The 4490-nt window shown below is 42.0% G+C and carries 6 protein-coding genes; 2 read left to right on the top strand and 4 right to left on the bottom strand.

Annotation, left to right across the window (positions count from 1 at the left end):
- Positions 1-179 precede the first annotated feature (179 nt).
- Positions 180-692 carry a hypothetical protein gene (locus BFI01S_RS21075; protein WP_061794332.1) on the bottom strand — a complete coding sequence of 171 codons (513 nt, stop codon included), beginning with the start codon at positions 690-692 and terminating at the stop codon, positions 180-182.
- A 162-nt stretch (positions 693-854) separates the two neighbouring features.
- On the opposite strand from BFI01S_RS21075, the gene BFI01S_RS21070 reads away from it, so the two are divergent.
- Positions 855-1301 (top strand): YtoQ family protein, encoded by a 447-nt coding sequence (locus BFI01S_RS21070; protein WP_061794331.1) that lies wholly within the window; start codon positions 855-857, stop codon positions 1299-1301.
- 15 nt (positions 1302-1316) lie between these two features.
- Here BFI01S_RS21070 and BFI01S_RS21065 read toward each other — a convergent pair whose 3' ends face one another.
- Together BFI01S_RS21065 and BFI01S_RS21060 are read right to left on the bottom strand one after the other, a co-directional pair.
- On the bottom strand, positions 1317-1829 hold the full coding sequence (locus BFI01S_RS21065; protein WP_061794330.1) for a DUF84 family protein: 513 nt from the start codon (positions 1827-1829) through the stop codon (positions 1317-1319).
- Between the two features lie 54 nt (positions 1830-1883).
- Entirely contained in the window at positions 1884-2957 is a 1074-nt protein-coding gene (locus BFI01S_RS21060; protein WP_061794329.1) for a M42 family metallopeptidase, read from the bottom strand.
- A 220-nt stretch (positions 2958-3177) separates the two neighbouring features.
- Between BFI01S_RS21060 and BFI01S_RS21055 the strand changes: the two genes are divergently transcribed.
- Positions 3178-3492, top strand: a complete 315-nt coding sequence (locus BFI01S_RS21055) for a PepSY domain-containing protein (protein ID WP_048010824.1) — start codon at positions 3178-3180, stop codon at positions 3490-3492.
- A gap of 46 nt (positions 3493-3538) precedes the next feature.
- Here BFI01S_RS21055 and BFI01S_RS21050 read toward each other — a convergent pair whose 3' ends face one another.
- A complete protein-coding gene (locus BFI01S_RS21050; RefSeq protein WP_061794328.1) occupies positions 3539-4381 on the bottom strand; it encodes a YtnP family quorum-quenching lactonase in 843 nt (280 codons plus the stop codon).
- Positions 4382-4490: the final 109 nt, after the last annotated feature.

The following is a 4490-nucleotide window of genomic DNA, read 5'->3' as shown; positions in this document are numbered from 1 at the left end:
GAGAAGCATTCCCCACTGATTGAAGTTTCACTTTATAAGATAACATATGTAAAGACACTTGTAATATAAAATTTTCTGTATTTTTATTGTTCTTTTACCAGGGCCTTTCTATTATATAATTTAAAGATTCAGCTGCTTATTAAGACAAAACAAAAAAACGAAGGGCAGTGCCCCTCGTTTTAGTTATTCATTTGAACAGAATTAGCTATTTCCATCATCGCAGCGGCGTCAGAGGATAAGTTTCTGGTTTTAGCCTGCGTTGATAATTTTACGCCGCCAATCCCGACGACCAATTCATGTTCGTCCTTTTTTCCGCTGTTGATTAATAGGAAGCCATTATGTCCATCCTTTGTAAATGTCTCTTTAACTTCATATTCATCTTTCTGCTTGAGCGCTGCATCAAAAACAACCTTGCTGTCCGGACCTTCATGCTGGTTGTAAAAAAGGATATATCGTTTCGAGCCATTTTTTAAAATGATGTTATTTGGGCTTTCCTCTTCTACCTCGTAGCCGAAAGGCAAATAATATTCTATATCTTCAAACTTATGATTTGTCTTTTCAGGTGATTGGTTAAATGCTTCCTCTGCAGCATTCTTTGCGGCGGTTTGCTCTTCTTCCAACGATGCTGAACAGGCATTGAGCAGTATAAATGAAATAAATAAGAGCAAGGCTGCGGTGAATCTTTTACTCATTCTATTGTCCCCTCCTTGCAAGGATTCTCATATCCTTCCCTATCATACATTTCTTCTCAATAGTCTGACAACCCTTCATATCAGGATTGGAGCCTTTTCACTGCGTTACTTCCTAGAAGAAATGTTAAAATATAAGAATATTGCATAAAGGAGGAAAAAAGAATGGAAATAACCGTCTATTTAGCAGGTGAAATACATTCCAATTGGCGCAATGAAATAAAGGAGAAAGCGAAATTACTTCAGCTGCCGGTTCATTTTACAGGTCCTATGGAAAATCATGAACGTTCTGACATGATTGGTGAGGAAATTCTCGGGAAGCAGCCGGATGCAATCTTCCGGGATGAAGCCGCTTCAAGCATCAATAACTTAAGGACACAGCTTCTTATGCAAAAATCAGATCTCGTGATAGCTTTGTTTGGTGAAAAGTACAAGCAATGGAACACTGCCATGGATGCAAGCGCAGCTGCCGCTCTTGGAAAGCCGCTGATCCTTATCCGTCCAAAGGAGCTTCACCATCCTTTAAAAGAGCTTTCAAGCAAAGCAAATGTTACAGTTGAAACTGTCAGCCAGGCGTTGAAAGTTTTGTCGTACATCTTCGAAACCGAATAGAAAAAGGGGTTAGCGCTATCCCCTTTTTCTATATTCATATTGACCGATAAGCAGCTTCATGACATGTGAGAACATGTCAGCACGATCAATCTGCCCATTTGTAAAAATTCCAACTGCCCCTTCATTTTTGCGGACGTTTTCTTTTTTTGCGTAATCATCCATTACAGGGCCCAGTTCTTCGCCGGCTAATAGCCTTTCTGCAACACATTCAGGAAGAGGAATCCTGGCTCCGCCTGCAATAATCGGAGGCTGTCCTTTTTCCGCCAGAGCCCCCCAATTACAGAGAAAAAGCCCATATTCTGTTTTCTGCACACCGCCCTCTAATCCAATGCCGATTTGTCCTCCGGATATTTCGAATGCTCCATAAGCTCTGTTGATGGCCCCTTTAATGGTTTCTTCATCCGAAAATGGCTGATCGTTCACTCCTGATGGCACATCTATTGACATAATGTCAGCTTCATAATCACTAAAGGCAGCTTGGACTGCCGAAATCTTTGCAGGATTTTTTGAACCAATGATGATTTTCATGAGAGCTCCTTTCATTTGACAGGAAAATGAGACAGCACCTGCTGTCTCATCTGATTAACTGTTTTGACGGATGGTTTCCACTGTTGAACGGTCACAGGACTTTACAAGTTTAACAAGCAATTCTTTTGCCGCTGCATAATCGTCGACATGCACGATGGATGCATGTGTGTGAATATAGCGGGAGCAAATGCCGATTACTGCACTTGGAACACCTTCATTGGATATATGAACTTTTCCGGCATCTGTTCCGCCCTGTGAGACGAAATACTGATATGGGATGTTGTTCGATTCGGCTGTATCCAGCACAAATTCCCTCATGCCTCGGTGCGTTACCATTGAACGGTCCAGTATGCGCAGAAGAGCTCCTTTGCCTAGATGGCCAAATTCATTTTCATCACCGGTCATATCGTTGGCAGGGCTTGCATCCAAAGCAAAGAAAATATCAGGATTGATCATATTCGCTGCTGTCTGTGCACCTCTTAAGCCAACTTCTTCCTGAACAGTTGCTCCTGAATAAAGGATATTTGGAAGAGATTCATTCTGGACTTCCTCTAAAAGCTCCACAGCCAAGCCGCATCCGTAACGGTTATCCCATGCCTTCGCCAGAACTTTCTTTTCATTCGCCATTGGTGTGAATGGGCAAATCGGCAGAATTTGCTGTCCTGGCTTAATGCCTATTCTTTTGGCATCTTCACGGTCATCCGCCCCAATGTCAATCAGCATATTCTTTATTTCCATCGGCTTGCTTCGCTTGGCTTCGTCTAAAAGATGCGGAGGAATGGAACCGATAACTCCTGTCACTGGTCCATGATCTGTACTAATTTGTACTCTTTGTGCCAGTAAAACCTGGCTCCACCAGCCTCCAAGTGTCTGAAAACGGATCATGCCATTATCTGTTATGCTGGTGACCATGAATCCAACTTCATCCATATGTCCTGCTACCATTACAGTCGGGCCGCTTTCATCGCCTCTTTTTACGCCGAAAATGCCTCCAAGCTTATCCTGAACGACTTCTTCTGTATACTGGCTGATTTGTTCGCGCATGAATTTCCGTACTAAATGCTCGTTTCCAGGTGCCCCCGGCAACTCTGTCAATGTTTTAAAAAGCTGTAAAGTTTTTTCGTTCATTTATTCTTCTCCTTTTTCAATCAATAGATTGTCTATGCAGATATGTATAGTCTCATTTTACAGAACTTTCATACGCCTTTCCACCATTTCAGACATGAAATTTCGATTGTCGAAATGCAATATTTATTTTAGTCACAGCCTATTTTTGGTAAGATAGATTTGGAAAACAGAAAATTTTAATAATGAATTGCTTATAACATCAGCCTGGGGAGGTGCAAGTATGAATTGGAAATCTTTTATGTTAGGTGTAGGAGTTGGTTTGGCAAGCGGATATGCAGCAAGGGAATTGCTTTCGCAGAAAACTTCTGTTTCCCCGGAAAAAGCTTTAGCCAATGCAAAGGATGCCTTTAAGCAGGAAGGTCCGATTAGTGGATCATGGATTCAAATGAAAGCTGAACCTTATGAAAAAGGACATTTGAAATATCAGGTCTATAAGGGTGGCATTTCAAGATTTTCCGGTGAGGAAGCCGAGCAGTATGAGTTCATTGCCGATGCAGAGACTGGAACCATTTTGGATGTCTTCCCGCTGCATTAATCGCCAGCAGCCGAGTTGTATTAAAAAATCCCCGGATGGGGATTTTTTAGCTTTTTTGCTTTTCCACTTTTACAGCAATATTTCCTGCTTCATCCCACTTGACTGCCCTGTAGAAAGCATCGTGGTAAAAAGTGAACCATGCATTTTTCTTCATCCCGTATTCCATCCATTTTTCCTTGGCGCTGATGGAATCCATCGGGTAGTCATCATAAGCGAGGACCCATAAAACATTTGCATGGGCATGTGTTGGCATGATATCAGCCATATGAATGACGGTATCGTCTTCATCTTCTATAACCAGGATGGAATGTCCGTCACTATGGCCGCCTGTATGCACCATTTTAATAGGGCCGAGTGTCCACTCCCCATCAAAAACTTCCACCTGATCCTGAATGGACTCCCAGTTTTCTTTCCAATATGTATTTCTTGAACGGATATTAGGATTTCTCATTTCTTCCCATTCCACCCGTGATGCGATGATTCTGGCTTTAGGATATACAGAAGAGAACTTTCCTTCTTCCGGTTTCGTCAGTCCGCAGGCATGATCAAAATGAAGATGAGTCATAAGGATGTAATCGATATCCCGGGGGGACAAACCGTGCTTCGCTAAATCCTGCTCAACAAAAGACTCTTCAAGCGCTCCGAAATTCCTCTTCTGCTTTTCATTCAGTTTCCCGTTTCCCAGACCCGATTCGACTAAAATATTCTTACCGTCAAATTGAATAAGAATGGGATCTGTTCTCAGTTCGATCTGATTATTTTCATTGCATGGATATCTTTTTGACCACAAAGGCTTCGGAACTACTCCAAACATGGCTCCGCCGTCAAGATATGTGACACCGCCGCGAAGCCAGGACAGCTTTATGTTCTTTAACTTCAATGTTTCCATAATTATCTCCTCCATCTAATATTTCTGAGCAAGCGCTCGCTTTCCTCTTACCACATCATAACATTTAAGCGCTTACTTGTAGAAATATTTAAATTATTTATGCGCAATC

Source organism: Cytobacillus firmus NBRC 15306 (assembly GCF_001591465.1).
Lineage (GTDB): Bacteria > Bacillota > Bacilli > Bacillales > Cytobacillaceae > Cytobacillus > Cytobacillus firmus.
Note: the sequence above shows the minus strand (reverse complement) of the source record. Positions and strands in the feature narration are given on the sequence as shown.